Below are 24,810 nucleotides of genomic sequence, written 5' to 3' on the forward strand. Positions count from 1 at the left end.
AGCAGGCAAGCGTTCTCCCTGCGCGAGCCGTGGCCGCCGTCGCGCCGATATGAAGGGAAAACGTTTTCCAAATTTAGGCTTCGATTGATTCGATGTCAACGCGCTTTCGCGCCGGATGCGCCGGTGAAAACCCGAATGGCCAAAGCACAATGTGCATGAAGAAGGGCATATTCACGTAGAAATTTCCGCGGTTTCTGTTTTTTTCGCTGCGGCGCGGCGTGAATATCTCGGCGGTGACAGCGGTGGCGGAAAGGTACACGGGCGGTGCGTTTTTCGGTGGGATTTTTGGAAAACGTTACCCTTAAGAGTCAAATCGGATCAGGCCGGGTATCGGCTCGTCGATCCCGTCCGGCGGCCGTCCCGCGCCGTGCTAAAGCTGCGCTTCGATCGCGGCCTTGTCGATCACCGACCACACCTGCCGGATCCTTCCGTCGTGAAATTCGTAGAAGACGTTTTCGGCGAACGTGACGCGCGTGCCGTCGACGGCGAGCCCCATGAAGGTCCCTTTCGGCGCACAGGCGAAGCGCAGCCGGCATGCGATGCGCGGCGGTTCGCACACGAGCAGCCGGACCTCGAAATGGAGATCCGGAATGTCGCGGAAATCCTGCTCCAGCATCGCGCGATAGCCGGCCAGGCCGAGCGGCCGGTCGTTGTGGATCACGTTGTCGGCGACGTACCGGCCGAGCGCCGGCCAGTCCTGCCGGTTCAGGCAGTCGATGTAGGCGCGATAGTGCATCGCGAGTTCGGGTCCGGTCATGGCTGCGATGTCTCCTCGGTTATCGCCGCGCTGTTGCGGAGCGGAGCGCGCGACGTTCAGCGTGGCGGCATGTCGCCCGACAGATACGACACGAACGCCTGCGTGTATTTCGGCAGCGCATCGAACGAGCGCGCGCAGAGCGTCAGCTTGCGGTGGCTCCACGCATCGGACAGCTCGACGAGCCGCACGTCCATCGTCTGCATCGCCCGTTCGGCCGCATGGCGCGACACGATGCCGATCCCCACGCCGCTTGCGATCACGCGGCAGATCGCATCGAAACTCTTCAGCTGCACACGGTAGCGGATCCGCTTGCCGAGCGCACGCGCCTGGTCCGCCAGATGGACCTGCAGCGCGCTGCCGTCGGTCAGCCCGATGAAGTCCGCGTCGGCGATCTCGTCGAACGCGACCTTGTCGCGCGCGGCGAGCGGATGACCGGCCGGCACGACCGCGATCAGCCAGTCCTCTCTGAACGGCTTCTGTTCGAGCCCGCCGAGCCCGACCGAATCGGCGACGATGCCGACCTCGGCCGTCCTGTTGCGGATCGCATGCACGATGTCCTGGCTCGAGCGCTCCTCGACGCTGATCGACAGTTTCGGGTGAAGCGGCAGATACGCGGCGAGCGCGTCGGGCAGGTATTCGCTCAGCGACGCCGTGTTGCACAGCAGCCGGATATGCCCGCGCAGCCCCTGGCCGTATTGCTGCAGCTCGCCGCGCATGTGGTCGATCTGCTGCAGCACCGTGCGCGCGTGGTGCTCGAGCGCGCGGCCGGCGTCGGTTACCTGCGCGCCCGACTTGGTCCGGTGCAGCAGCGGCACGCCGAGCTCGTCCTCCATCCCGCGGATGCGCTCGCTGGCGGCCTGCAGCGTGATGTGGGTGCGCTCCGCGCCGCCCGTGATCGTGCCGGCCTCGCAGATGTTCAGGAAGAGCCGCAGGTCGGTCAGGTCGAAGCGCATGATCGTTGGGGGCGCGTAAGGATGGGTATGGCCGATAAGTTAGCAGGAACCGCCGCACCGGTCTCAGGCTGGGCCTGAGGCCCGGTTCGCCGGTTCCTCATTTTCGGGGCGGGATCGATGCCGGATCATGGCCGCATATCAACCGGGGGAGACTGTCATGCGGGTCGATTCGTCGTGGGGCGTGTCGTTCAAGATCGCGCTGCACGTGCTGTTCCTGTGCATCGGCATCGCGTGGGCCTGCGCGGAGCTGGTCGACTGGCTGCGTTGAGCGGGCGGGCGGTGCGGGCCGCATTGGCTCGCCGGCGCGCTCACGCGCGCAATGAAAGCTTTTCGAAATAATAGGTGCATCGCGAAATTTCTTCCGAATCGCACGTCCAATACCGTCAAGTTTTTCCGAATCCGACCGTATTCCCGGTAACAAGTGTTTGCCGGCACCCGGTTCGTGATCGTTTGTCATCATTGTTTGCATCCGGTTACACGTCGGCCGTTCCGTTTTTGAGATGCTTGAAAGATTGTCAAACCGGAGTCGATCGTCCATGAAACAGCGCGAGATTTGCCGCAAGTCGGCGTGGCTGTCCGGCTTGGCCGCGGTGCTCGTCATGGCCGGTTGCGCCAGTACGCCGTCCGTCCCGCCGAGCGATACGCTGGCGGGCGCGACGTCGGGCCAGCCCGCCGCCGCGCCGGCGGCGCCGCCGGCGCCCATTCTCGTCGCGCAGAAGTACGTGGTGAAACGCGGCGACACGCTGTCGGGCATCGCGTCCGCCAACGACTGCAGCGTCGCCGACCTGCGGACCTGGAACAAGCTCAACGGGCGCGGCGCGCTGCGCATGGGGCAGGTGCTGCGCATCGTCCGGCAGCAGTCGCTGCAGGCGCCGGGCGCGTCGGCCAGCGCGCAGGCGGCCGCACCGGCCGCCGCGAGCAATGCGGCAGGCGCCGCGCAGGCGAGCGCGTCGACGGCGAGCGACCGGCAGGTCGTGAAGGAAACCCGGCGCCATGCGGGCGCGGTGGCGCTCAGATGGCCCGCGCAGGGCAAGATCGTCGATGCGTTCAAGCCGGGGCAGAACCGCGGCATCCAGATCGCCGGCCGGCCGGGCGATCCGGTTCGCGCGGCCGCCGACGGCCGCGTGATGTACGCGGGCACCGGCCTGAACGATTACGGCACCTTGATCATCGTCCAGCACAACGCCGATTTCCTCACGGCCTATGCGCACAACCGCAAGCTGCTCGTGAAGACCGGCGACATCGTGCGCCAGGGCGACGAGATCGCCGAGATGGGCGACCTCGACAACGCGCGTGTCGCGCTGCTGTTCGAGGTGCGGCGTGACGGCAAGCCCGTCAATCCGATGCCGTACCTGCCTTCGTCGCAAGGCTGACGCGAGCGGCGCGCGCTGCTACGCTAGGGTCTGTTCATGTGAGTCCCGCCGCATGCGGGGCCGACGGACGTCTTCGGGGATGCGCGGCGAATGCCGTCGCGAGCCGGCCGTCGGCGTGAACACGCGCGCATCGCCGATGCGCGCGTGCGTTGCTCCGTGCCACCGTTTCCGACCGAACAGCCTTCATCCATGGAACACTCTCCGACACGCCGCTCGCTGTTGCTCGCCGCCGTCGCCGCGCCGTTCGTCGCCGCCTGCTCGTCGGCACCCGTCGCCGACCAGGGGCGCGCCCACGTCGCCCAGGCCGAGCTCGCCGCGCTCGAAAAAGCGTCGAACGGCCGGCTCGGCGTTGCCGCACTCGATACGTCGAACGGTACGCGCATCGCGCATCACGCGCGCGAGCGCTTCCCGCTGTGCGGCACCTATGCGGTCGTCGCCGCCGCCGCGATACTCGCGCGCGGTTCGCTCGACGCATCGCTGCTGCCGCGCCGCATCCTGTACCGCCGCTACGAGGTCGTGGCCGGGTCGCCGGTGACGGAAAGCCACGTGGATACGGGGATGACGATCGCGCAGCTCTGCACCGCGCTGCTGCAGTCGGGCGACAAGGGCGCGGGGAACCTGTTGATGGGCGTGCTCGGCGGCCCGCAGGCCGTCACGTCGTTCGCGCACGAGAGCGGCGACACCGCGTTCCGGCTCGACCGCTGGGAACCCGAACTGAACCAGGCCGCGCCCGGCGACGAGCGCGATACGTCGACGCCGGTCGCGATGGTCGACATGCTGCAGCGGCTGCTGCTCGGCGACACGCTGCGCGAGCCGCAGCGTGCGCAGCTCACCGAATGGATGACCGGCGGCGCGACCGGAATCGCGGCCGGCGTGCCGCCCGGCTGGCGCAGTGCCGGCAAAACCGGCACCGGCGGCTACGGCACGACGACCGACGTCGCGGTGCTGTGGCCGCCGTCGCGCGCGCCGATCGTGCTGGCCGTGTCGTTCACGCAGCCGCGTGCCGACGCGGCGGCACGCGCGGACGTCGTCGCATCGGCGGCGCGCATCGCGGCGGGCGCGCTCGTTCCCACGGCCTGAGCGCGGCGGCACGCGCGGACGTCGTCGCGTCGGCGGCGCGCATCGCGGCGGGTGCGCTTGTTCCCACCGCCTGAGCGCGGCGGCACGCGCGGACGTTGTCGCGTCGGAGGCGCGCATCGCAGCGGGTGCGCTCGTTCCCACCGTCTGAGCGCGGCGGCACGAGCGGACGTCGTCGCGTCGGCGTCACGCATCGCGGCGGGCGCGCTAGTTCCTACGACCTGAGCGCCCGGCGCACCTCGCGTAAAGCCCGCGTTTGGCTTATCGTGTCGATCAGCGCGCGCCGATGTCGACGCGCGGTCCTGCCGCGCCGTCGTTCGGCGCGGTCGATCCGCGATCCGCGGTCCGTTTACCCGCCTTACCCGCTTCGTCATGCGCCGACTTCCGCCCCTGCACGCGCTGCAGATATTTTCGACCGTGGCTCGCCACCGCAGCTTCACGCGCGCGGCCGAGCAGCTGTGCCTCACGCAGGGCGCGGTGAGCCGGCAGATCCTGACACTCGAGGCGCACTACGGCTTTCCGTTGTTCAAGCGGCACGCGAAGGGCCTCACGCTGACGGCGGAGGGCGAGCAATTGCTGCCGGTCGTCAACGAGAGCTTCGCGCGAATCGAGGACATCTCGATGAAGCTCACGCGGCAGCGCACCGATCTCGCGCTGAAGGTGCCGACCTGCGTGATGCGCTGGATGCTGCCGCGCATCATGCGCTTCCAGGGCGAGCATCCCGATCTCCACGTGCAGATCACGACCGCGTGGCAGCACGTCGTCGATTTCTCGGCCGAGCCGTTCGATGCGGCGGTCGTCTATGGCACGTCGCCGGGCGCGGGCGTGTTCGCGCTGCCGCTGTTCGACGAGCGGCTGACGCCGGTGTGCGCACCCGAGCTGCGGCACGCGACGCCGCTCGATGCGGTCGGCGATCTCGCGCGCCATACGCTGCTGCATCCGACGCGCGACCATCGCGACTGGCGCGCGTGGCTCGATTACGCGGGCGAGCGTGCCGTCGACGCGGAGCGCGGCCCGACCTTCGACACGCTCGATCTCGCCACGAACGCGGCGATGCAGGGCTTCGGCGTCGCGATCGGCGACGTGACGCTCGTCGACGACGACGTCAGCGCGCGCCGGCTCGAACGGCCGTTCGACATCGTGCTCGAGACCGGCGCCCGCTATTTCTTCGTCTATCCCGAGAGCATCGGCAGCCAGCAGAAGATTCGCGCGTTCAGCGACTGGATCGCCAGCCATCGCGACTGACGCGCGACGCGACGCCGGCGGCGCATGTTGCTTACTGATAGGTGACGACGGCGATCATCGGCGCATGCGCGTTGCCCGGACGGTCCGGTAAAACGATTGCGCGCGACGCCTGCGTAAAGGTCGTGGTCTTGATCGTGCGCAGGCTGGCCGCGTCGACGAACGCGACCTGTCCGGTCGCCGGACGCGGGCAGTCGGCGCGCACGTGCGCATGCGCGGTGTCGGCGGTGTCGAGCGCGAACGAGCACGGCGGCTCGACGATCATGCCGGTGAAGTGGATGATGCCGGACGCGCCGGCGGCATATGACGAGGACGAGGCCAGAAGCGCGGCAGCCAGGGCAAACGAGGCGGCAAACGGGCGATGCTTCATGACAGGCTCCAGAGAGGAAGCGCGTCGCAGCGGGGCCGCTCGAATGGCAGTCCGTCAACGCTGCGGTGCTGTATGCGTAAACGGCAAATCCATCGGACCTCTTGAATGAAAAGACGGAAATAACGGCAATAAGCAAATGACGCCGTATTTCTTCAATCAATTTATCTCAAATTTGTGCGGCCGCAAGTCAGGGTATTGCCGGTGGCATACGCTAGCGGAAGGGGCGTCAATGGATGCGGCGTTTGCCGGTAAATCGTTGAGGATTCAACGATTCACGGGTGGCGCGAATTGAGGTATGCAAAAAGAAAACGGCCGCTCGTGCGAACGAGCGGCCGTTGTGCATCGACGCGGGCGATGCGGCGGTCAGCCCGCGCGCTTGCGCACCGCGCCGACGATCACGAGCAGCACGATCGCGCCGATGATTGACGCGATCCAGCCGGCGCCCTGGCCCGGCGCATACCAGCCGGCAGCGCGGCCGACGTAGCCCGCGACGAGCGAGCCGACGATACCGAGCACGATGGTCATCAGGATACCCATCTTGTCGTCGCCGGGCTTGAGCGCACGGGCGAGGAGGCCGACGATGAGCCCGACCACCAGGGTTTCGATGAATTGCAGCATGAACGCCTCCCTATAGCTGTTGAGCTGTTGACGAAAGGACATGGACCCGCGCGGCGCGCGAGGGTTCCATTCGGCGGCGCGTCAGCGCACTGGCGCACCGACGCACGGGGTGCCGAGTATCGCACGCCCGCGCGTCGCGCACATGTCAGGCGACCGGATCGAGCCGGCGATACCCTTCGGTCGCGCGCAGCAGCGTGCGCGTGTAGTCGCGTGCCACCTGCCCGGCGCGCACGTCCTCGATCCGCAGCTGTTCGACGATCTCGCCGTGCTGCATCACCGCGACGCGCTGGCACAGGAAGCCGATCACCGCGAGGTTGTGGCTGACGAGGATCATCGTCAGATTGCGTTCGCGATGCAGGCGGCGCAGCAGGTTCAGGATCTCTGCCTGCACCGACACGTCGAGCGCGGAGGTCGGCTCGTCGAGCAGCAGCACACGCGGCTCGACGATCAGCGCGCGCGCGATCGCGACACGCTGGCGCTGGCCGCCCGACAGCTGGTGCGGATAGCGGAAGCGGAACGCCGGGCCGAGCCCGACTTCGGACAGCGCGCGGGCGATGCGCGCGTCGGCGTCGTCGATCCCGTGGATCGACAGCGGCTCGCGCAGCGTCTGGTCGACCGTGAAGCGCGGATGCAGCGACGCGTACGGATCCTGGAACACCATCTGCACGTGGCGGCGGAATGCGCGGTCGGGCGTGCCGCCGACGGGCCGGCCGTCGATCGACAGGCTGCCGCCCGCGAGCGGCACGAGGCCGGTCAGCGCACGCAGCAGCGTCGACTTGCCGGAGCCCGATTCGCCGACGAGGCCGAACACTTCGCCGTCGCGCACCGCGAAGCTCGCATCGCGCACGGCGTCGACATGGCCCGTGCGGGTCGGAAAACGGATCGAGGCGTGATCGACGTCGATCATCGGGCGGACTCCTGTTGTGCCGTCGCGGCGCCGGCAGGCGAAACGGTATCGAGCCACGCCGGATCGCGCCGCAGCACCGGCAGTTCGTCGGGCGGGTTCGCGAGCGGCGGGTTCGCCGCGAGCAGCCCGCGTGTGTAGGGATGCGTGGCGTTGCGCAGGTCGCGCGCGGCGCAGGTTTCGACGACGCGGCCTGCATACATCACCGCGACGCGATCGCAGAACGACGTCACGAGCGGCAGGTCGTGGCTGATGAACATCAGGCCGGTGCCGTGCCGCGCGATCATCGCGTCGAGCACCGCGAGCACCTGCATCGATACCGCGACGTCGAGCGCGGAGGTCGGTTCGTCGGCGATCAACAGACGCGGGCCGGTCGACACCATCATCGCGATCATCACGCGCTGGCCCATGCCGCCCGACAGCTCGTGCGGATACGCATCGGCGACGCGCGCCGGATCGCGGATCTGCACGGCCGCGAGCGCATCGACGATCCGTTCGCGCAGCGCGCGGCCGCGCAGCCCCGGCTCATGCAGCCGGAATGCTTCGCCCATCTGCTTCGCGACGGTCATCACCGGGTTCAGCGAATACTTCGGATCCTGCAGGATCATCCCCATCTGGCTGCCGCACAGGCGCCGGCGTTCGCTCGCCGACATCGCGAGCAGGTCGTGGCCCGCGAAGCGCATCGTGCGGGCCGACCAGCGCGCGGCTTCGGGCAGAAGGCCGAGCAGCGCGCGGCCCGTCAGCGATTTGCCGGAGCCCGATTCGCCGACGATGCCGAGCCGTTCGCCGGGCGCGAGCGTCAGCGACAGGTCGCGCACCGCGTCGGACACGACGCCGTCGTGTCCGCGAAACCCGATCTTCAGGCCGTCGATCTCGCAGAGCGGCGCGGCGGCGTTGACGGAATTCAGTGGCATGTCACGCTCCATGACGCGGATCGAAGACGTCGCGCAGCCCGTCGCCGAGCAGGTTGAACGCGAGGCTGACGAGCAGGATCGCCGCGCCGGGCAGCGTCGCGACCCACCATGCGTCGAGCAGCACGTTGCGGCCGGACGCGACCATGAAGCCCCATTCGGGGCTCGGCGGCTGCGCGCCGAGGCCGAGGAAGCCCAGGCCCGCGACGGTCAGGATGATGCCGGCCATGTCGAGCGTCGCGCGCACGATCACCGACGACATGCACAGCGGCACGATGTGGCGCAGCAGGATCCGCGGGCCCGATGCGCCTTGCAGGCGCGCCGCATGGATGTAGTCGGCCTGGGCGATGCGGATCGTCTCCGCGCGCGCGAGCCGCGCATAGGCGGGCCACGCGGTGATCGAGATCGCAACGACCGCGTTGACCACGCCGGGCCCGAGCGCGGCCGCGAACGCGAGCGCGAGCACGATCTTCGGGAACGCGAGCGCGATGTCGGTGATGCGCATCAGCACGCTGTCGACGAAACCGCCGCAATAGCCGGCCGTCGTGCCGATCGCGAGGCCGATCGGCACGACGATCACGACCACGAGCAGCGCGATGCCGAGCGTGAGGCGCGAGCCGTCGATCAGCCGCGAGAGGATGTCGCGGCCGAGTTGGTCGGTGCCGAGCCAGTGCGACGGCGAGCCGGGCGGCAGCAGGCGGTCGGGCAGCACCTGGCGCAGCGGATCGTGCGGCATGATCAGCGGGCCGACGATCGCGACGACGATCAGCGCGACCAGGATCGCGAGCCCGAACAGGTTGAGCGGATTGGCGGCGAAGCGGCGCCAGCGGCGATACGCAAGGCCGAACGCGGCCTGCGCGCGCGACGCGGGCGCATCGGAAAGCAGCCACGCGCGCAGCGTGAGACGCTCGGCATTCATGATCGGGACACCTTCGGCATGGACGGGAAAGGAAGCAGCGTGAAAGCAGTCATGTCGCGGCAGCCCTCAGCGCGCACGCGGATCGAACACGCGGTACAGCGCGTCGGTCAGCAGGTTGACGGTGATGAACATCGCACCGATCACGAGCGTCGCGCCGAGCACCGCGTTCATGTCGGCGTTCAGCAGCGCACCCGTCAGGTACGAGCCGAGCCCGGGCCACGCGAACACGATCTCCGTCAGCACCGAGCCTTCGAGCAGGTTGCTGTACGTGAGCGCGATCACGGTCAGGAGCGGCACCGCAATGTTCCCGAACGCGTGCCGCCAGATCACGCGGCGCTCGGACAAGCCTTTCGCGCGCGCGGTGACGATGTATTCCTGGCTCAGCTGGTCGAGCATGAACGAGCGCGTCATCCGGCTCAGGTACGCGACCGAGTAGTAGCCGAGGATCGCGGCCGGCAGCGCGATGTGCGACACCGCGTTGCGGAACACGTCCCACTCGCCCGCGAGCGCCGCGTCGATCAGCAGGCTGCCCGTGCGCGGGTCGACCATCCCGTCGTACACCGGGTCGAGCCGGCCGGGGCCGCCGACCCAGTGCAGCCGCGCATAGAACAGCAGCAGCCCCATCAGCCCGAGCCAGAACACCGGCACCGAATTGCCGATCAGGCCGACGAAGCGCGCGACGTGGTCGATCGGCCGGTTGTGCTTCACCGCGGCCGCGACGCCGAGCGGCACGCCGATCGCGATGCCGATCAGCGTCGCGATCGTCGCGAGTTCGAGCGTCGCGGGGAACACGCGCCTGATGTCGTCGAGCACCGGGTTCGACGTCAGCAGCGACATGCCGAGATCGCCGTGCAGCACGTCGCGCGCGTAGATCAGGAACTGCGTGACGAGCGGCTTGTCGAGGCCCAGCGCGAGGCGCTCGGCCGCGTACGCCTCGGCCGACGCGCGATCGCCGAGGATCGCGAGCACGGGATCGATCGGCACCTTGCGGCCGATTACGAACGTCAGCGCGAGCAGCCCCGCGAACGTGACGGCGAGCGTGAGCGCCCAGCGCAGTACGCGCAGCGCCCAGCGTACGGCCGGGCGGCGCGCGGGCAGCGTGCGCAGTGCTTCGAGGGAGGAGACGGGAGTCGACATGCGGCGAATCTTATTGCTTCTTCAGGTTACGGTACGACACGAGATCGTTGATCGGTCCGACTTCGAGCCCGCTCACGCCGGGCCGCGTCGCGACTTGCGCGACCTTCTCGAACATGATCACGAACGGCGAGCGCGCGAGCAGGTCCTTCTGCATCGCCTGATACCGTTGCGCGCGTTGCGCGGCGGTCGGCTCGGCGAGCGCGGCGTCGGTCTCCTTCGTCAGTTGCGGAATGTCCCAGCTGTTGCGCCAGGCCAGCATTTTATAGCTCGACTTGTCGGAGTTGTCGGGGTTCCATGCGAAACCCTGCGCATTGCTGTGCGGGTCGATGTAGTCGGCCGACCATTCGCCGATATAGATGTCGTGCTGGCGCGCACGGTATTTCGCGAGCGTCTGCTTGTTGTCGCCGGGAATCAGCTGCACCTTGACGCCCGCCTGCGCGAAGTTCGCCTGCACGGCCTGCGCGATCTCCGTATACGGATAGTCGTTGCGCACGTCCATCGTCACCGAGAAGCCGTTCGGCACGCCGGCCTTCGCAAGCAGCGCCTTCGCCTTCGCGACGTCGAGCTTGTACGGGTTCGCCTTCAGCGTGCCGAGGAAGCCTTCGGGCAGGAAGGTCTGGTGCACCTTGTAAGTCGTCTTCACGACGTTGCTCTGGATGCCGGAATAATCGACCAGCCACTTCAGCGCTTCCTGCACGTCGGGCTTCGCAAGCGTCGGGTTCTTCGTGTTCAGGCCGAGATAGAGCAGCGTCGCCTGCGGCGAGGCCATGACCTTCGCCTTGCCGGATTTCACGACCGACGCGAGATCGTCGGGGCTCAGGTCGCGCGCCGCGTCGACGTCACCGTTTTCCAGCAGCAGGCGCTGGCTCGCCGCTTCGGGCACGTGGCGCAGCACGATGCGCTTCATCGCGAGCGGCAGCCGGTAGCCGTCGAAGCGCTGCAGCACGATGCTGTCGCCGGCTGCCCACTTGACTAGCTTGTACGCGCCGGAGCCGGCCTCGTTGGTTTTCAGCCATGCGTTGCCGAAGTCGTCGCCCTGCTGGTGCGACAGCAGCAGCTTCCTGTCGAGCACCGACGCGGGCCACGCGCCGAGCACGTTCAGCACGAAGGTCGGCGCGTATTTGTGGTCGGTCGTGATCGACACCGTCTGGTCGTCGAGCTTCTTCACGTTCGCGACGACGTTCGCCTTCGTGAGGCCGATGCCGGTCAGCACGGCGGCCGGGCCCTTGTCGAGCAGCACCGCGCGCTGGATCGACCAGGCGACGTCGTCGGCCGTCAGCGGGTTGCCCGAGTGGAACTTGAGGCCCGGGCGCAGCTTGAACGTATAGGTCAGCCCGTCGGGGCTCACCGTCCACGACTGCGCGACGTCGCCGTTGAATTTCGACGGATCGCGCAGGTCGACGCGCACGAGCCGGTCGTACGCGTTCGCGACGTATTCCTCCGGCACCAGCTCGTAGATCTCGCCGGGATCGAGCGTCGTGAATTCGTCGAGCAGCGTGGCCATCACGAACATGTCCTTCGGCGTTTCCGCGCGTGCGGCGGCAAGCGGAACGGCGGCGAGCACGGCCGCGGCGGCCAGCGCCGCGACGAGCCGGGAGGTCAGGGGCTTCATGTGCGTTTCTCCATGTGTCGTTGAAGTCGTTGAACGTGAACGGTGAAGGGAACGTGCAGCGTCGTTACATCAGGCGCCACGGGCCGCTCGCGTCGTTGTCGATCTGCGGCAACGCATGCGAACCGGGCAGCTCGTAGTGCCACCACTCGCTGTCGATATGCGCGAAGCCGGCCGCGTGCATCACGCCGAGCAGCAGCAGCCGGTTGCGTTGCACGGCTTCGGGCAGCCCCGCGTGGAAGTGGCCCGACGCGGCCACCATCTCGTCGAAGCCGGTGCCCATGTCGAGCACCTCGCCGTTCGCGTCGACGAGTGTCAGGTCGAGCGCGGTGCCGCGGCTGTGGTTCGAGCCGCGGCCGAGATCGGCGACGAAGTTCGGGTCGGGCAGGAAATCCCACAGCACCTGCTGCGCCTGCGGCGGCCGGTACGCATCGTAGACGCGCAGCGTGAAGCCGGCCTGCGCGGCGACGTCGACCGCGCGGCGCAGCGCGGCTTCGGCCGGCTCGAGCAGCAGGCAGTGCGCGCGGCGGTAGATCGCCTTGCCGGTCAGGTTGCGCTCGGTCGCGTAGACGAGATCGATCTCGACGCGATGCGTGGCGGGTGTGATTTCGACGAGGCGGGGAGGGTTCATCGGCGGTCGGGGCGCTCAGGATTCGAATTGGTCGAACGTGCGCTGCAGTTCGCGGTTGCGCGCGACGCGCCGGTCGATCGCGGGGCCGAGGCGGTCGACCACGGCGGTGATCAGCAGGTTGAACAGGCAGGTGAGCGGCGCGAGCGAATCCCAGAACTGGCCGACGTCGGTCTTCACCTGCAGCAGGTCGGCCGGCCATTCACGTGCCCACGGGCAATAGAGATCGGTGACCAGCGCGAACGGCTGGCCGCGCTCGGCGGCCGCCTGGCAATAGCGGCGCGCGCTGCGCGAATAGGCACGCGTATCGGTGACGATGCAGTACGGCCGCTCGAATTCGGAATTCAGCGAATCGACGTACGAGCCCGACTGGCCGTCGGAATAGAACACGCGCGGGCGCAGGTATTCGAGATAGCTGCTGAACGCATTGCTGATGCCGCGGGTCGACTGGATGCCGAGGATGAACACGGCGTCGGCATGCGCGATCCGGTCCGCGACCTGCGCGAACACGGGTTCTTCCGCGAGCCGGTAGACGTGGCGGATCGCGTCGAGTTCGCGATCGAGCGACGATGCCAGCGTGCCGTCGCTGCGGGTGCCGTCGCCGTCGCTCACGTGTGTGCCGGCGGCGCGGCGATATTCGTCGAGGCGATCGGTGATCATCCACGGGCGATCGCTGCCGCCGCGCAGTTCGCGTTTCAGATCGTCGAGGTTCCGGTAGCCGATGCTGCGCAGGAAGCGCCCGACCGAGATGCCGCTGGTGCCGGCCTGCTGCGCGATCTGGTCGGCCGTTTCGAGTCCGAGACGGTCGAGGTTCGCGAGCATGTAGCTCGCGATGCGCTTCGCGGTCGGCGTCAGCTCGGCAAAGCGGGATTCGACGGTATGGGCGAACGCGCAGGTCATCGGACTGTTAGATGTTTGTCATCGGATGATTCAGTGTCATCCATCTAACAAAGCCAAAATCATTCGCGCCAGCGGATAAAAACTATGGTTTAGCGGAGGGTGATAGGGTCGGGTACGCGTCCCCGACGGCAATGTCGCGATGCGTAACCACGCAGATTATTTCTGACAGAGATATTTTACGCTTATGTCTGTCAGCAATAATTTGCGTTTATGTCTGTCAGAGATATACTGCATTTATTGCCTACTGGACCCGAGCCGTGGATTTCATCGTCAATACGCCCGCGCAACTGGGCGAAATCCTGTCGTCCGCGCGTCAGGCCAAGGGGCTGACGCAAGCCGAGGCGGCGGCGCGCATCGGCGTCGGCCAGTCGCGCCTGTCGTCGCTCGAGACCACGCGCACCGCCAGCCTGTCGCTCAGCCAATTGCTCGAACTGACCGCGCTGTACGGTCTTGAGCTCAGCGTCCGCACGAAGGACGGACGCGACGTTGCCGACATCGACTGGTAAGCGATGGGGCGCAACTCGCACAGCCGCGCACTGTCGATCTGGGCCAACGGCCAGCGGGTCGGGACATGGCGGATTCCGGCGCGCGGCGACATGGAGTTGCGGTACGACGCCGGCTGGAAGCAGTCCGCCGCGGGCCGCCCGTTGTCGCTGTCGCTGCCGTTCGGCGTCGGCGATACGCCGTTGCGCGGCGAGCGTGTGAACCACTACTTCGACAATCTGCTGCCGGACAGCGACGCCATTCGTCGCCGGCTGGCGTCCCGGTTCGGCACGGCGACGATCGAGCCGTTCGATCTGCTCGCCGCGCTCGGCCGCGACTGCGTCGGCGCGGTGCAACTGCTCGGCGAGGACGAAGTACCGGCCGGCCATGACCGCATCGACGGTACGCCGTTGTCGGACGACGAGGTCGCGCGCGTGCTCGATCAGGCGAGCGGGGTGGCGGGTGGTGCGCAGGATGACGACGACTTCCGCTTGTCGCTCGCCGGCGCGCAGGAAAAGACCGCGCTGCTGTTTCACGACGGGCGATGGAAGCGCCCGCACGGCGCGACGCCGACCACGCATATTCTCAAGTTGCCGCTCGGTCTGGTCGGCAACAAGCGTGCGGATCTCACCGCCTCCGTCGAAAACGAGTGGCTGTGTCTCGCGATTCTGCGCGCGTACGGCCTGCCGACGGCCGATGCCGAAATCGTGCGTTTCGGCGAGCACAAGGTGCTGTCGGTCGCGCGTTTCGATCGTGCGCTGCATCGTGAAGGTGGATGGTTGTTGCGCTTGCCGCAGGAGGACTTCTGCCAGGCGCTCGGCGTGCCGCCGCATCTGAAATACGAATCGCAGGGCGGCCCCGGCGTGCCGGATCTGGCCGCCATCCTGCGCCGGTCGGAAACGGCGCAGGACGACCTCGACACGCTGTTTGCCGCGCTGATCGTGTTCTGGATGCTCGCCGCACCGGACGGGCATGCGAAGAACTTCAGCCTGCGCCTGCTGCCGGGCGGTCGGTTCCGGTTGACGCCGCTCTATGACGTGATGTCGATCTGGCCGGTCGAGGGTGATGGCGCGAACCAGTGGTCGTGGCACAAGGCGAAGCTTGCGATGGCCGTGCACGGCAAGCGCAAGCACTATGCGATGCGCGACATCACGCGCCGGCACTTCAGCGCAATGGCCGAACACTGTCTACTCGGCGATATCGCGACGCCGATCATCGAACGGCTGGTCGCCGCGACGCCGCACGTGATCGAGTCGGTCGGCGCGACGCTGCCGGCCGGGTTTCCGGCGCGGATCGCCGAACGCATTCTGGGCGGATTGCGGTTCGCCGCCGAACGTCTCGCCGAAACACCGCGCGCCTGACGTCGGGGGGCGAACCGCCTACGCGTCGTCCACTGCCTACTGCTGCATGTCCGGCGCCTCGCGCAGCCGCCAGATCGCGTTGCACTGCTGGCCGCCGAGGCTCGTCGAGCGCAGCGTGATGACGGTGCCGGCCGAGATCCGATACCAGAAATGGGTCATCAGATCAGGGCCCTTGTGCTGCGCCTGCCCATCGATCAGCACCTCGCATCGCAGCGGCGACGGCGAGCCGGACGGGTGCGTGATGTACACGTTCAGCCGCGCGATGTCGCGGGTCGCGGTCAACACGATCTCGTGGTTCCCGCTGCCGACGAGCATCGTGCCGCCCGGTTCGTCGAGCGCCTGCAGGTACGCGCCCGCGCTGCCCTCGATCGCGGCGGAGCTGACGGTCAGCCCGGCCGAACGCACGTATTCGGTCGCGGCGATGCGGGCGGCGGCCGTGTCGGACGGTGCCGGCGTGCCGTCCGACAGCGCGAACGGCATGCCGTCGCGCAATGCGGCGTCGACATGGTTCGCGTAGTAGCGCCAGCGGTCGAAGAAACGGATGTCGCCGGTCATGTGCAGCGCGCGGATCGGTTCGCCCTGATAGCGCAATGTCGTGGTGCCGTTGCTCGGATCGAACGATTCGTGAATGCCGTTCTTGCTGACGAAGTTCTGGACCGGGTCGAGCAGCGCGGTTTCGCCGCGTGCGCCCCACAGATGCAGGAACGTCGTGTCGATTCCGAAGCATTCCTGAAAGTCGGTGCCGATGCGGGCGACGCAGTCGCGCAGATGCGCCGCGAAGCGCGCCCACGCCGTGGCCGTGCCGGCGACGAGCCCGGCCTGCAGCGCTCCGCCGTGACGCGCCTTCACGTCGTCGACGACGAGACGCCAGTGCGCGTCGCGTCGCTCGCCGATCAGCGGCGTGACGATGAACGTGCAGAACAGCGGGTCGGGACACGCGTACAGGCGGTCGTCGGCGATCCGGGAGAACAGGTCGAACGAGGACGCGCAGAACCAGATGTCCGCGTCGTACAGCGCGAGTTTCGTGATGTGCGGATTGCGCGCGCAATAGTCGGCGGCCTCGATGAAGCGGCCGACCGGCAGCGCATGCGCGCTCGACGCTTCGACCACGTCGACCGACTGGCTTTCCAGGATGCGCCGCTTGCGTTCGGACAGCCCGTAGCCGATGACGGCCACTTGCCCGTCGTAGCCTGTCTGCCGCAGCGACAGCAGGAACGGCACGAGCATCTCGTACCACGCGCGGTTGTTGTCGTTGATCGCCACGCAGACCGCGTGTCCGTTCGCATGCATGGTGCCTCCCGTTGCGCGTGCGCGGCTCAATAGCCGACGTGACGCTCGCACACGACCGCGCCGCAGCCGCGGCTGTCGTGATACGTGATGTGAAACTGCTTGTTGTCCCACAGCCATTGGAATACGGCCTGGTAGACGCCCGACGTGTTCATGTCGTGCAGCACGATCTTCTTGCGCGCGAGCGGGCCGAACCGGTTCAGTTCGGCGAGCGTCTGCTCGTACGTGTGCGTGGTGTCGATGAACAGCAGGTCGCACGCGAGCGGGTCCATTGCGAGGTCATCGGCAATCCTGAATTCGAAGTCGATCGCCAGTTCCTGCGCCGCGTGCTTCAGCTCGTCCTGGATGTGGAAATACTGATCGGTGATGTCGACCGACACGAGCCGCTTCGGCTGCGCGAGCATGAAGGCCGTCGTGGTCAGTCCGGTGAACACGCCCAGCTCGAGGATGCTGTCGCATCCGGCGGCCGTGCGGGTATAGAAGTCGAAGCGCGACGGGCTGTCGCCGAGCCAGCCGATCGGTTCGATCTTGTACTGGAGGAATTCCAGCCGCAGTTCTTGTAATGAGCGCATTGCGTAGTCCCCGAGCGAAGCGTATTGGATGACGGATGCACCCGCACGCCGGCGTCGCCGGTCGCGCGGGCAGCCGGGCTTATTTCGCCAGCGTCCGGTACGACACGAGGTCGTTGATCGGGCCGATCTCCGGCCCGGTCGTGCCGGGGCGCGTCGCGACCTGCACGACCTTCTCGAACATGATGATGAACGGCGAGTTCGCGAGCACGGCCTTCTGCAGCGCCTCGTAACGCTGCGCGCGCTTCGCGGGCGACGGCTCGACCAGCGCGGCCTCGGTGTCCTTCGTCAGCTGCGGGATGTCCCAGCTGTTGCGCCACGCGAGCATCTTCGTCTTCGACTGGTCGGAATTGTCCGGATTCCAGGCGAAGCCGCGCGCATTGCTGTTCGGGTCCATGTAGTCGGGCGACCATTCGCCGATGAAGATGTCGTGCTGGCGCGCACGGTACTTGCCGATCGCCTGCTTCGCATCGCCCGGGATCAGCTTCACGCGGATGCCGCCTTGCGCGAAGTTGGCCTGCAGCGCCTGCGCGATCTCGAGGTACGGATAATCGTTCGGCATGTCCATCGTCACGTCGAAGCCGTTCGCCAGGCCGGCCTTCGCGAGCAGCGCCTTCGCCTTCGCGACGTTCAGCTTGTACGGGTTCGCATTCAGCGTGCCGAGGAAGCCTTCGGGCAGGAAGGTCTCGTGGACCTTGTAGGTCGTGCTGACGATGTTGCGCTGGATGCCGTCGTAGTCGACCAGCCACTTCATCGCCTGCTGGACCTCGGGCTTCGCGAGATTCGGGTTCTTCGTGTTCAGGCTCAGGTACAGCAGCGCGGACACCGGCCACGACGCGACCTTGATCTTGCCGGCCTTGGTCAGTGCGGCGAGGCTGTCGGGGCTCAGGTTGCGCGCGGCGTCGACGTCGCCGTTTTCCAGCAGCAGCCGCTGCGCGGATGCCTCGGGCACGTGGCGCAGCACGACGCGTTTCATCGGGTACGGCGCGCGGTACTTGTCGAAACGCTGCAACACGATGCTTTCGTTCGGCGTCCACTTGGCGAGCTGGTACGGGCCCGAGCCCGCGTCGTTGGTCTTCAGCCAGCCGCTGCCGAAATCGTTGCCCTGCTGGTGCGACATCAGCAGCTTCTTGTCGAGCACCGACGCCGGGCACGCGCTCAGCACGTTGAGCACGAAGCTCGGCGCGTACTTGCGGTCGGTTTCGAGCACGAAGGTCTGCGGGTCGACCGCGCGCACCTTCTGCATCACGTTCGCCTTCGTGAGGCCGAGATCGGCGAGCACGCCGGCCGGGCCCTTGTCGAGCAGGACGGTGCGCTGCAGCGACCATGCGACGTCGTCGGCGGTGACCGGGTTGCCGGAGTGGAACGCGAGGCCGGGGCGCAGCTTGAACGTATAGGTGAGCCCGTCGGCGCCGACCGTCCAGGATTGCGCGATCTGCCCGTCGAAGCGCGTCGGGTCCTTCAGGTCGACCCGCACGAGCCGTTCGTAGGTGTTCGCGACGTACTCGGACGGCACGAGCTCGTAGATCTCGCTCGGATCGAGGGTCGTGAATTCGCCGAGCTGGGTGGCGACGACGAAAATGCCGGGCGGCGTCGCGGCTTGCACCGGCAGCGCCGGAACAAGCGCGACGAGCGCGGCGCTGACGAACAGCCGGGACAGCAGGTGCTTCATGCGGGCTCCGTGGAAAGGGAATCGTGGTGCGATTCTCTCATCGACGGCCGCCCGGATGAAAAAATTCGACGGGCGCGCCTGACGGCGCCCGGGGGAAGCGGCTTGCGTGCCGGGCGCGGTGCCCGGCAGCGGCGGCGGTCAGATCACGCAGCGCGCGATCGCGAAGCGCATTGCTTCCTCGGCCGGCTCGCTGCCCGAGCCGCGCACGACCTTGACGACCGAACCGTTGCCCGACGGCGTGAGCGTGACGAAGTACGAGCGCGAGCCGACGGTGATGTCGGTCACGCCGTTGTGCTGCGATTGCTCGGTGCCGGACAGGCGGCTGTCGAGGCAGTTGGCGATCGCGTGGGCCGGACGCGCCGACGACACGTAGATCATCGGCGCCGGGCCGGACGCGGCCGAGTCGGACGAGGGCGCGGAACCGCAGGCGGCGAGCAGGGCGGCGGGAAGGAGCAGCAGGAATCGTTTCATGATCGGAATCGTCGTGTGTCTCGTGTCGAGGCTGGGGCGCGGGGTACGCGAAACGCGAAGCTTCGCGACGAAACCGCCGCAATCGTGCCGTTTTTGACGGTCGATACGGGCGGCGGCTGACGTCGGAGTATACCCGCGGCACTTGACACGAACGGCCCGCTGAAACGATTCGATACAACAACAAGCGCCCGCTGTCGCGTGGCGGCAGCGGGCGTTTCAAGCGATGGCGAATCGACGTTTGCCGGCGTTATTGGCCGATCTTGTGGCTGACCGCATTTTCCTGCTGGTTCAGCACGTGCTTTTCGCTCTGCGTAATGTGGCCGCGATCCTGCGCGGCCATGTCCCGCTCTTCCCGGCGGATCCTGCGGTCGTCACGGTGCAGGCGCGCGGCCCGGGCGTGCGACATCTCGCCTTCCTTCACTTCGTGACGGATCCGGCGATTCTGGTTCGCGAGACGCTGGTTGACCTCCTCGCGGCGCGGATGCGCCTGCTGCCACGGCGTTTCGGCGAACGCGGTGCCGGTCAGCACCGACATCAGGGTGGCGGCGATCGCGAGATGGCGGGTAAGGGCTCGCATGACGTTTTCTCCTGTCGTTGCGCGTCACGAAACGTGCGCGCTTGTCGAAAAAACGCTGTGCGGGCCCCGGCTGTTGACGTTTCCGGCTGTATCGCTTGCAAGTGTTTATTACAGCGCGTCGGCCGTATCGGCTCGTCAGGTGAGCCGATACGCCGGGCCGGGCGTCACCTCCGCCGGCAGCGGCTCGCGGTTCAGTTCGAGCAGCGTGCGCTCGATCGTGCGCGTCATCGCATCGAGCGCGAGGTGGTTCGGCCCGTCGCCGAACGGCTCCGCGATCGCATGCGCGATCGCGTCGAGCGCGATCAGCGTATAGGCGACGAACACGGTAACGAACGGCGTCGCCGCGCCGATCGAATCGACGAGACCGAACGGCAGCAGCACGCAGTACGCATAGATGGTCCGGTGCAGCAGCACGTCGTACGAGAACGGGATCGGGGTCGACGCGATGCGCTCGCAGCCGCTCACCATCGACACCAGATCGTCGAGGCGCGCGTCGAGCATCCACAGCCGCGTGTCGGCGAGACGGCCCGCATCGGCGCGCGCGGCGAAGGCTTCGCGCAGTTCATGAACGATCGCGATCGGCACAAACCGGGCGGTGACGATGCGCGCATAGGTCGCGTCGTCGAGCAGCGTGCGCAGGTCCGGCGCCGGAGCGGTGCCGCGCAGCTGATGCTTCAGCGCATAGACGAACGCGACGACCTTGCGCACGAATGCCTGCCGTGAGGCATCGTCGGCGTCGATCGCGCCGTAGCAGAGCGCCTGCGACACCAGCGTGCGCGTGGCGGTCAGCACGCCACCCCACAGCTGCCGGCCCTCGCGATAGCGTTCGTAGCTCGCGTTGTTGCGAAACCCCGCGAAGATCGCGAGCGTGAGACCGATCAGCGTGAACGGCGTCGGGTTCAGCGGCACCTTCTCGCCGAGCACGCGGCCGCCGCCCCACACCGCGACGAGGCTGATCGCGAGCGTCAGCACCAACTGCGGCAGGATGGTCGGCAGCACCGACCCGTTCCAGACGAGCAGCATCCGCAGCCAGTGCTCGCGCGGCCGGACGATCATCGCGGCGCTCCGTCAGGCGGCAGCCGACGCCGGCGCGGCCGCGCGATGCAGCAGCACCGGCACCGACTTCGACGTCGGCGTGTTGCACACGTCGCCGACGCTGTCGAGCGGCACCAGCGGGTTCGTTTCCGGGTAATACGCGCCGATGCAGCCGCGCGGGATGTCGTATTCGACGAGCAGGAAGCCGTCCGCGCGCCGCTCGATGCCGTCGTGCCACACGGTTTCCATGTCGACCCAGTCGCCGGCCTTCAGGCCGAGCATCGCGAGGTCGTCGCGGTTGGCGAACACCACGCGGCGCTGGCCGTACACGCCGCGATAGCGGTCGTCGAGCCCGTAGACGGTCGTGTTGTACTGGTCGTGCGAGCGCGTCGTCATCAGCGTCATCAGGCGCTCGCCGTGCAGTGCGCGGGCGCGCTGGATCGGCGTGTCGGTCGGCAGCGCATGCGCGATGAAGTTCGCCTTGCCCGTCGGCGTCAGCCATTCGCGATCGCGCGACGCGACGCGCAGGTGGAAGCCGCCCGGCCGCGCGATACGCGTGTTGTAGTCGTAGAAGCCGTCGAGCGTCGCCTCGATCGCGTCGCGGATCTTCGCGTAGTCGTCCTTGTACGCGAGCCAGTCGATCTTGCCGCTGCCGAACAGCGCGTGGCCCATGTGCGCGACGATCGCCGGTTCCGACATCAGGTTCGCGGACGCCGGCTTGTTCATCCCGTACGACACGTGGACCATGCTCATCGAATCCTCGACCGTCACGCCCTGCGCGACGTTGTCCTGCAGGTCGATCTCGGTGCGACCGAGCGTCGGCAGGATCAGCGCGTCGCGGCCGTGGATCAGGTGGCTGCGGTTCAGCTTCGTCGTGATGTGCACGGAGAGATCGCAGCGGCGCATGCCTGCCCACGTGCGCGGCGTGTCGGGCGTCGCCATCGCGAAGTTGCCGCCGAGGCCGATCAGCACCTTCACGTGGCCTTCGAGCATCCCTTCGATGGTTTCGACGACGTCGTAGCCGTGGTGACGCGGCGGTTCGAAGTCGAACACGTGGCCGAGCCGGTCGAGGAACGCCTGCGACGGCTTTTCCTCGATCCCGACCGTGCGGTTGCCCTGCACGTTCGAGTGGCCGCGCACCGGGCACAGGCCCGCGCCGGGGCGGCCGATGTTGCCGCGCATCAGCATCAGGTTCGTCAGCATCTGCACGGTCGCGACCGAATGCTTGTGCTGCGTGATGCCCATGCCCCACGTCGCGATCACGCGCTCGCTGCGCGCGTAGCGCTGCGCAAGGCCGTCGATCTGCTCGTACGGCACGCCGCTTTCGGCCGTCAGCGCGGACCAGCTTTCATTGCGCAGATCGTCGGCGAACGCGTCGAAGCCGGCCGTGTGCTCGTCGATGAACGCGGTGTCGAGCACGCGCGGCGCGCCGGCGGCGCGCGCGGCATCGTCGAGCTCCAGCACGCGCTTCGCCATCCCCTTGATCAGCGCGAAATCGCCGCCGATCGTCGGCTGGATGAAGGTCGACGCGATCTTCGTGCCAGACATCGTCAGCATCTCGAGCGGGCTTTGCGGATCGGCGAAACGCTCGAGCCCGCGTTCCTTCAGCGGGTTGATCGACACGATCGTCGCGCCGCGCTTCGCGCATTCGCGCAGCTCACCCATCATCCGCGGATGGTTGGTCGCCGGGTTCTGGCCGAAGATCAGCAGCATGTCCGCATGTTCGAAATCGTCCAGCGTGACGGTGCCCTTGCCGACGCCGACCGACGCCGGCAGCCCGCGGCTCGTCGCCTCGTGGCACATGTTCGAGCAGTCGGGGAAGTTGTTCGTACCGTACAGCCGCACCAGCAACTGGTACAGGAACGCCGCCTCGTTGCTCGCGCGGCCGGACGTGTAGAACGCGGCCTGGTTCGGGTCCGCCAGCGCGCGCAGGTGGCGCGCGATCAGCTCGAACGCGTCGTCCCACGCGATCGGCACGTAGCGGTCGGTCTGCGCGTCGTACACCATCGGGTCGGTCAGGCGGCCGTGTTGTTCGAGCTCGAAATCCGACTGTTCGAGCAGCTCGGCGACCGTATGCGCGGCGAAGAATTCGGGCGTCACGCGCTTGCTCGTCGCTTCGGCGGCCACGGCCTTCACGCCGTTCTCGCAGAATTCGAACGTCGATGCGTGCTGGCGATCCGGCCACGCGCAACCCGGGCAGTCGAAGCCGTCGGGCTGGTTCTGGCGCAGCAGCGTGCGGTAGTTGCCGCCGGTGACCTTTTCCTTGATCAGGTTGATCGTGACGGCTTTCAGCGCGCCCCAGCCGGCAGCCGGGTGGGTGTACGGTTCGATGCGCGCGGCGGCGGATTTCTTTTTCATGATGCAGGGTGTCAGGGGCGATGCACGCAGAGTACGCGCGGCGCTCCGGCCGCTGTGTGTACACCTTTCGTCTTCAAAAAAGAGTACAGTTTCGGCCATCCGGGCAGTGCGGACCGCAACTGTGTTGTTGAAGGGAAGTTGAAAGGGAGGCGCGTGAAGCGTTATGAACAACTGGCCGACGATCTGCAGGCGCAGATCGAGCGCGGCGTGTACCGGCCCGGCGAGCGGATTCCGTCGGTGCGCCAGGCGAGCCGGCAGCAGCAGCTCAGCGTCACGACCGTGCTGCGCGCGTACCTCGTGCTGGAGAGCCGCGGCCTGATCGAGAGCCGGCCGCAGTCGGGCTACTTCGTGCGGGCGCGCGCCACGGCGCCGGCCGAGGCAGAGCTGCACATGTCGGCGCCGGCGGCCGAGCCGTCGGCGGTGGACGTGAGCCGGCTCGTGCTGTCGACGCTGCGCACGATCTCGCGCGACGACGCGGTGCCGCTCGGCTCGCCGTATCCCGACGCGTCGCAGTTCCCGGTGCAGCGTCTCGCACGCTACGCGCAGGCGATCGGGCGGCGCCGCACGCGCTGGGGCGTGATCGACGACCTGCCGCCCGGCAACCCGGAGCTGATCCGCCAGATCGCGCGGCGCTACGCGGAGCGCGGAATTCCGGTCGAGCCGGGCGAGATCGTGATGACGATCGGCGCGACCGAGGCGATCAACCTGTGCCTGCAGGCGGTCGCGAAACCGGGCGACACGATCGCGGTGGAGTCGCCGACGTTCTACGCGATGCTGCACGCGATCGAGCGGATGGGCATGCGCGCGCTGGAGGTGGCGACCCATCCGGGCGACGGCATCGATCTCGACGCGCTCGAACGGATCCTCGCGCGCGAGCGCATCGCCGCGTGCATGGTGATGCCGAATTTCCAGAATCCGCTCGGCTTCCAGATGCCCGATGCACGCAAGCGCGCGCTCGTCGAGCTGCTCGCGAAGCACGGCGTTCCCGCGATCGAGAGCGACGTCTATCACGAGCTGCATTTCGGCGACACGACGCCGAGCGCGCTGAAGTCGTACGACCGCGACGGGCTCGTGCTGCATTGCGCATCGTTCACGAAGAGCCTGTCGCCGCGCTACCGGATCGGCTGGGCGATGCCCGGCCGCTACCGCGACCAGGTCGAGAAGCTGAAATTCCTGAACACGCTCGCGACGCCCGCGATCGAGCAGCTCGCGATCGCCGAATACCTGAAGTACGACGGCTACGATTTTCACCTGCGGCGAATGCGCAAGCAGTATGCGCAGCAGGCGAGCCTGATGAGCGCGATGGTGCGGCGCTTCTTCCCGGCAGGCACGCGGCTGTCGCAGCCGCAGGGCGGGTACGTGCTGTGGGTCGAGCTGCCGCGGCAGGTCGATGCGATGAAGCTGTATGCGCTCGCGCTCGCGCAAGGGATCACGATCGGGCCCGGCCACATGTTCTCGGCAACCGCCGATTATCGGCACTTCATCCGGCTCAACTACAGCTATCCGTGGTCGCGGCAGATCGAGGAGGCGCTGAAGGTGGTGGGGCGGCTCGCATCCGAGTGCGCGGGGCGGTGAGCGGCGCGGCGCCCGCCGCGACAC

General features: G+C 67.6%; 24 protein-coding genes. 6 read left to right on the plus strand and 18 right to left on the minus strand.

The window, feature by feature from the left end; translation table 11 throughout:
• Positions 1–370: 370 nt before the first annotated feature.
• Both U4Z64_RS00690 and U4Z64_RS00695 read right to left on the minus strand, forming a co-directional pair.
• Entirely contained in the window at positions 371–757 is a 387-nt protein-coding gene (locus tag U4Z64_RS00690) for an ester cyclase (protein WP_044843235.1), read from the minus strand.
• Positions 758–813: 56 nt separating this feature from the next.
• Complete coding sequence (locus U4Z64_RS00695; protein ID WP_257769921.1) at positions 814–1,710, minus strand: LysR family transcriptional regulator; 897 nt, start codon at positions 1,708–1,710, stop codon at positions 814–816.
• Positions 1,711–2,246: 536 nt separating this feature from the next.
• Here U4Z64_RS00695 and U4Z64_RS00700 point away from each other — a divergent pair.
• The 3 genes from U4Z64_RS00700 to U4Z64_RS00710 all read left to right on the plus strand — a co-directional run bounded on the left by U4Z64_RS00700 (position 2,247) and on the right by U4Z64_RS00710 (position 5,405).
• Entirely contained in the window at positions 2,247–3,083 is an 837-nt protein-coding gene (locus U4Z64_RS00700) for a peptidoglycan DD-metalloendopeptidase family protein (protein ID WP_321818936.1), read from the plus strand.
• 189 nt (positions 3,084–3,272) lie between these two features.
• Positions 3,273–4,163 carry a class A beta-lactamase gene (gene bla, locus U4Z64_RS00705; protein ID WP_124488122.1) on the plus strand — a complete coding sequence of 297 codons (891 nt, stop codon included), beginning with the start codon at positions 3,273–3,275 and terminating at the stop codon, positions 4,161–4,163.
• Positions 4,164–4,532: 369 nt separating this feature from the next.
• Positions 4,533–5,405 (plus strand): LysR substrate-binding domain-containing protein, encoded by an 873-nt coding sequence (locus U4Z64_RS00710; protein ID WP_044843239.1) that lies wholly within the window; start codon positions 4,533–4,535, stop codon positions 5,403–5,405.
• 31 nt (positions 5,406–5,436) lie between these two features.
• Here the strand turns inward: U4Z64_RS00710 and U4Z64_RS00715 are convergent, their stop codons facing one another.
• The 9 genes from U4Z64_RS00715 to sapR all read right to left on the minus strand — a co-directional run bounded on the left by U4Z64_RS00715 (position 5,437) and on the right by sapR (position 13,398).
• Positions 5,437–5,772 (minus strand): type 1 fimbrial protein, encoded by a 336-nt coding sequence (locus U4Z64_RS00715; protein WP_321818937.1) that lies wholly within the window; start codon positions 5,770–5,772, stop codon positions 5,437–5,439.
• Between the two features lie 363 nt (positions 5,773–6,135).
• Positions 6,136–6,390 carry a GlsB/YeaQ/YmgE family stress response membrane protein gene (locus U4Z64_RS00720; RefSeq protein WP_044843241.1) on the minus strand — a complete coding sequence of 85 codons (255 nt, stop codon included), beginning with the start codon at positions 6,388–6,390 and terminating at the stop codon, positions 6,136–6,138.
• Positions 6,391–6,535: 145 nt separating this feature from the next.
• Positions 6,536–7,297, minus strand: a complete 762-nt coding sequence (locus tag U4Z64_RS00725) for an ABC transporter ATP-binding protein (protein ID WP_124520696.1) — start codon at positions 7,295–7,297, stop codon at positions 6,536–6,538.
• The gene (locus U4Z64_RS00730) at positions 7,294–8,208 is read right to left on the minus strand and encodes an ABC transporter ATP-binding protein (protein ID WP_321818938.1); all 915 of its coding nucleotides are present in this window, start codon (positions 8,206–8,208) and stop codon (positions 7,294–7,296) included. The genes U4Z64_RS00725 and U4Z64_RS00730 overlap by 4 nt, the downstream gene beginning before the upstream one ends.
• 1 nt (position 8,209) lies before the next feature.
• Positions 8,210–9,124, minus strand: a complete 915-nt coding sequence (gene nikC, locus U4Z64_RS00735) for a nickel transporter permease (RefSeq protein ID WP_321818939.1) — start codon at positions 9,122–9,124, stop codon at positions 8,210–8,212.
• A gap of 66 nt (positions 9,125–9,190) precedes the next feature.
• Positions 9,191–10,261: an ABC transporter permease gene (locus U4Z64_RS00740; protein WP_321818940.1), complete on the minus strand. Its 1,071-nt coding sequence runs from the start codon at positions 10,259–10,261 to the stop codon at positions 9,191–9,193.
• Positions 10,262–10,271: 10 nt separating this feature from the next.
• A complete protein-coding gene (locus U4Z64_RS00745; protein ID WP_321818941.1) occupies positions 10,272–11,873 on the minus strand; it encodes an ABC transporter substrate-binding protein in 1,602 nt (533 codons plus the stop codon).
• Between the two features lie 64 nt (positions 11,874–11,937).
• Entirely contained in the window at positions 11,938–12,501 is a 564-nt protein-coding gene (ddpX, locus tag U4Z64_RS00750) for a D-alanyl-D-alanine dipeptidase (protein ID WP_044843247.1), read from the minus strand.
• A gap of 15 nt (positions 12,502–12,516) precedes the next feature.
• The gene (sapR, locus tag U4Z64_RS00755) at positions 12,517–13,398 is read right to left on the minus strand and encodes a sap1 transcriptional regulator SapR (protein WP_044843248.1); all 882 of its coding nucleotides are present in this window, start codon (positions 13,396–13,398) and stop codon (positions 12,517–12,519) included.
• Between the two features lie 257 nt (positions 13,399–13,655).
• Here sapR and U4Z64_RS00760 point away from each other — a divergent pair, with 257 nt between their 5' ends.
• Both U4Z64_RS00760 and U4Z64_RS00765 read left to right on the plus strand, forming a co-directional pair.
• Positions 13,656–13,904 (plus strand): helix-turn-helix transcriptional regulator, encoded by a 249-nt coding sequence (locus U4Z64_RS00760; protein ID WP_321818942.1) that lies wholly within the window; start codon positions 13,656–13,658, stop codon positions 13,902–13,904.
• Positions 13,905–13,907: 3 nt separating this feature from the next.
• Complete coding sequence (locus U4Z64_RS00765) at positions 13,908–15,242, plus strand: type II toxin-antitoxin system HipA family toxin (protein WP_321818943.1); 1,335 nt, start codon at positions 13,908–13,910, stop codon at positions 15,240–15,242.
• Between the two features lie 36 nt (positions 15,243–15,278).
• On the opposite strand, the gene U4Z64_RS00770 is transcribed toward U4Z64_RS00765, so the two are convergent.
• The 7 genes from U4Z64_RS00770 to U4Z64_RS00800 form a co-directional block, all read right to left on the minus strand.
• Positions 15,279–16,532 (minus strand): hypothetical protein, encoded by a 1,254-nt coding sequence (locus U4Z64_RS00770; RefSeq protein WP_321818944.1) that lies wholly within the window; start codon positions 16,530–16,532, stop codon positions 15,279–15,281.
• Positions 16,533–16,558: 26 nt separating this feature from the next.
• Positions 16,559–17,101 carry a class I SAM-dependent methyltransferase gene (locus tag U4Z64_RS00775; RefSeq protein WP_044843252.1) on the minus strand — a complete coding sequence of 181 codons (543 nt, stop codon included), beginning with the start codon at positions 17,099–17,101 and terminating at the stop codon, positions 16,559–16,561.
• Positions 17,102–17,180: 79 nt separating this feature from the next.
• Positions 17,181–18,770 carry an ABC transporter substrate-binding protein gene (locus tag U4Z64_RS00780; RefSeq protein WP_321818945.1) on the minus strand — a complete coding sequence of 530 codons (1,590 nt, stop codon included), beginning with the start codon at positions 18,768–18,770 and terminating at the stop codon, positions 17,181–17,183.
• Between the two features lie 138 nt (positions 18,771–18,908).
• Positions 18,909–19,241 (minus strand): hypothetical protein, encoded by a 333-nt coding sequence (locus tag U4Z64_RS00785; protein ID WP_059533926.1) that lies wholly within the window; start codon positions 19,239–19,241, stop codon positions 18,909–18,911.
• A gap of 247 nt (positions 19,242–19,488) precedes the next feature.
• The gene (locus U4Z64_RS00790; RefSeq protein ID WP_044843255.1) at positions 19,489–19,818 is read right to left on the minus strand and encodes a hypothetical protein; all 330 of its coding nucleotides are present in this window, start codon (positions 19,816–19,818) and stop codon (positions 19,489–19,491) included.
• A gap of 135 nt (positions 19,819–19,953) precedes the next feature.
• Entirely contained in the window at positions 19,954–20,874 is a 921-nt protein-coding gene (locus tag U4Z64_RS00795; RefSeq protein ID WP_321818946.1) for a bestrophin family protein, read from the minus strand.
• 12 nt (positions 20,875–20,886) lie between these two features.
• Entirely contained in the window at positions 20,887–23,211 is a 2,325-nt protein-coding gene (locus tag U4Z64_RS00800) for an FdhF/YdeP family oxidoreductase (protein WP_321818947.1), read from the minus strand.
• Positions 23,212–23,364: 153 nt separating this feature from the next.
• Here U4Z64_RS00800 and U4Z64_RS00805 point away from each other — a divergent pair, with 153 nt between their 5' ends.
• The gene (locus U4Z64_RS00805; RefSeq protein WP_321818948.1) at positions 23,365–24,786 is read left to right on the plus strand and encodes a PLP-dependent aminotransferase family protein; all 1,422 of its coding nucleotides are present in this window, start codon (positions 23,365–23,367) and stop codon (positions 24,784–24,786) included.
• Positions 24,787–24,810 lie beyond the last annotated feature (24 nt).

It is taken from the genome of Burkholderia sp. BCC1996 (assembly GCF_905339955.1).
Lineage (GTDB): Bacteria > Pseudomonadota > Gammaproteobacteria > Burkholderiales > Burkholderiaceae > Burkholderia.

What these genes read in the sequence shown, in the direction of transcription:
- U4Z64_RS00780 (WP_321818945.1), bottom strand. Translation starts at nt 18,770, where the DNA reads ATGAAGCACCTGCTGTCCCGGCTGTTCGTCAGCGCCGCGCTCGTCGCG.
- ddpX (WP_044843247.1), bottom strand. Translation starts at nt 12,501, where the DNA reads ATGAACCCTCCCCGCCTCGTCGAAATCACACCCGCCACGCATCGCGTC.
- U4Z64_RS00800 (WP_321818947.1), bottom strand. Translation starts at nt 23,211, where the DNA reads ATGAAAAAGAAATCCGCCGCCGCGCGCATCGAACCGTACACCCACCCG.
- U4Z64_RS00710 (WP_044843239.1), top strand. Translation starts at nt 4,533, where the DNA reads ATGCGCCGACTTCCGCCCCTGCACGCGCTGCAGATATTTTCGACCGTG.
- U4Z64_RS00790 (WP_044843255.1), bottom strand. Translation starts at nt 19,818, where the DNA reads ATGCGAGCCCTTACCCGCCATCTCGCGATCGCCGCCACCCTGATGTCG.
- U4Z64_RS00690 (WP_044843235.1), bottom strand. Translation starts at nt 757, where the DNA reads ATGACCGGACCCGAACTCGCGATGCACTATCGCGCCTACATCGACTGC.
- U4Z64_RS00700 (WP_321818936.1), top strand. Translation starts at nt 2,247, where the DNA reads ATGAAACAGCGCGAGATTTGCCGCAAGTCGGCGTGGCTGTCCGGCTTG.
- U4Z64_RS00745 (WP_321818941.1), bottom strand. Translation starts at nt 11,873, where the DNA reads ATGAAGCCCCTGACCTCCCGGCTCGTCGCGGCGCTGGCCGCCGCGGCC.
- bla (WP_124488122.1), top strand. Translation starts at nt 3,273, where the DNA reads ATGGAACACTCTCCGACACGCCGCTCGCTGTTGCTCGCCGCCGTCGCC.
- sapR (WP_044843248.1), bottom strand. Translation starts at nt 13,398, where the DNA reads ATGACCTGCGCGTTCGCCCATACCGTCGAATCCCGCTTTGCCGAGCTG.
- U4Z64_RS00715 (WP_321818937.1), bottom strand. Translation starts at nt 5,772, where the DNA reads ATGAAGCATCGCCCGTTTGCCGCCTCGTTTGCCCTGGCTGCCGCGCTT.
- U4Z64_RS00795 (WP_321818946.1), bottom strand. Translation starts at nt 20,874, where the DNA reads ATGATCGTCCGGCCGCGCGAGCACTGGCTGCGGATGCTGCTCGTCTGG.
- U4Z64_RS00720 (WP_044843241.1), bottom strand. Translation starts at nt 6,390, where the DNA reads ATGCTGCAATTCATCGAAACCCTGGTGGTCGGGCTCATCGTCGGCCTC.
- U4Z64_RS00785 (WP_059533926.1), bottom strand. Translation starts at nt 19,241, where the DNA reads ATGAAACGATTCCTGCTGCTCCTTCCCGCCGCCCTGCTCGCCGCCTGC.
- U4Z64_RS00730 (WP_321818938.1), bottom strand. Translation starts at nt 8,208, where the DNA reads ATGCCACTGAATTCCGTCAACGCCGCCGCGCCGCTCTGCGAGATCGAC.
- U4Z64_RS00740 (WP_321818940.1), bottom strand. Translation starts at nt 10,261, where the DNA reads ATGTCGACTCCCGTCTCCTCCCTCGAAGCACTGCGCACGCTGCCCGCG.
- U4Z64_RS00725 (WP_124520696.1), bottom strand. Translation starts at nt 7,297, where the DNA reads ATGATCGACGTCGATCACGCCTCGATCCGTTTTCCGACCCGCACGGGC.
- U4Z64_RS00775 (WP_044843252.1), bottom strand. Translation starts at nt 17,101, where the DNA reads ATGCGCTCATTACAAGAACTGCGGCTGGAATTCCTCCAGTACAAGATC.
- nikC (WP_321818939.1), bottom strand. Translation starts at nt 9,124, where the DNA reads ATGAATGCCGAGCGTCTCACGCTGCGCGCGTGGCTGCTTTCCGATGCG.
- U4Z64_RS00770 (WP_321818944.1), bottom strand. Translation starts at nt 16,532, where the DNA reads ATGCATGCGAACGGACACGCGGTCTGCGTGGCGATCAACGACAACAAC.
- U4Z64_RS00695 (WP_257769921.1), bottom strand. Translation starts at nt 1,710, where the DNA reads ATGCGCTTCGACCTGACCGACCTGCGGCTCTTCCTGAACATCTGCGAG.
- U4Z64_RS00765 (WP_321818943.1), top strand. Translation starts at nt 13,908, where the DNA reads ATGGGGCGCAACTCGCACAGCCGCGCACTGTCGATCTGGGCCAACGGC.